Genomic DNA, 1476 nt, shown 5'->3' on the forward strand with positions numbered 1-1476 from the left:
CCACAGCCGACCTGACGAGATCTGAAAACCCCGCATCCACAACCCGGGTCAGATCCTCGTGGCAACCCCGGGTCAGGTCTCAGTGGCAATCAACAGTCACGTCTCCGATCGGCTGCATGGGTTGTCCTTTCAGGCGGCCGAGCGCGCGGGGCGCGGCCCCTTGGGGTTCATCGCCCAGGCCGACAGCCGGGCGTGGTAGGCGTCTTCGTCCATGCGCTGGATCAGCGCGTCCGAGCCCACGCTCGCGGCGGCGCCCTGCTGCGCCTGCTGCTGCACGGCAGCGTCGAAGAAGCGGAAGGTGAACACCTTGGCGGCCTGATAGCCCTTGCGGCTGGCGACCTGGCGCACGGCGCGGCGAATGGCCTCGGCGCTGTGCCCTTGGCTCAGCCACGCCTGGACCTGCCGGCAATCCCAGCGACCGTTCGTCGCATCCATGCCCGCGATCTCGGCCAGCTCCTGGCCCAGCGAAACCCATGCGGGTGCCTCGCGCGCGGTATTACTAACCTCTCTCTGAGAGGTAGTAGGTACTACCGCGCGCGAGCTTTCCCGGCTGGGTTCGCTCTGGGTTTCCTGGGTTTCGGCCTTGCCGCCTCCGATGGGCAGCGGGAGGTGCCCCTGGCGACGTGCCAGATAGCTCTCCTGCGTGTCGTCCTTCCGTCGCCGGCCGCCCTTGGAGCCGTTGATTCTTGCGCGTTCTGCCCGCGCGTCGCGCTCTTCCTGGCCGGGCAGCGCGATGCTGCGGGCCTCCCAGTCGACCGCGATGAACCCGGCCTGCTGCAGCGCGCGCAGGTGGGTTTCCGTCTGGGTTTCGGTCATGGGTTCCGAAACCGAAACCCATCTGGAAACCGCGAGGGCAACCGAATGCAGGAAGGTGATCCGGCCATTCGCTTCCGGCTTGGACAGGAGCAGCACCAGGCACAGGAACACCCGCCCCTGATCCACTGACAGCTCGTGGAGACGGGGATCACTCAGCAGGGCCTGGAGGGGGCTGGTGCTCTTGCGCGGCATGACTCTTACTCCGCCGGGTGGTCTTGATCGTCGTGGAACCAGGTCAGGCCGGCGCTCCAGCGCAGGCGCACGATCCCGGTGGGGCCCTGACGTTGCTTGTGGATGATCAGCTCGGCCTTGCCGGCGGAGCGGTCCACCGCATCCAGCCAGGCCATCTCGCGCGCCGAGAAATCCTCGGGCGTCTCATTGTCTTTCTTCGCCGGGGGATTCTTGGCGAGGTAGTAGTGTTCGCGGTGCAGGAAGGCGACCACATCAGCGTCCTGTTCCAGGCTGCCAGAGTCGCGCAGGTCGGAGAGCTGGGGCCGCTTGCCCTCTCGCTTCTCATTCTCGCGGCTGAGCTGCGACAGGGCGACCACCGGCACGCCCAACTCCTTCGCCATGGCCTTCAGGCCCCGGCTGATCTCGCTGACCGCCTCGTTGCGCGACTGGCGCGCCGCGGCGTCGCTGGCCTTGAGCAGGCCGAGATAG

General features: G+C 67.3%; 2 protein-coding genes. Both read right to left on the reverse strand.

Going from position 1 to position 1476, the window contains the following annotated elements:
- Positions 1-129: 129 nt before the first annotated feature.
- Positions 130-1008 (reverse strand): hypothetical protein, encoded by an 879-nt coding sequence (locus ACFOY6_RS24055; protein ID WP_379652448.1) that lies wholly within the window; start codon positions 1006-1008, stop codon positions 130-132.
- Between the two features lie 5 nt (positions 1009-1013).
- Positions 1014-1476: DnaB-like helicase C-terminal domain-containing protein (locus ACFOY6_RS24060; RefSeq protein ID WP_379652449.1), on the reverse strand; the 463-nt coding region annotated here is incomplete at its 5' end.

Source organism: Teichococcus aestuarii, from assembly GCF_042651065.1.
Classification (GTDB): domain Bacteria; phylum Pseudomonadota; class Alphaproteobacteria; order Acetobacterales; family Acetobacteraceae; genus Pseudoroseomonas; species Pseudoroseomonas aestuarii.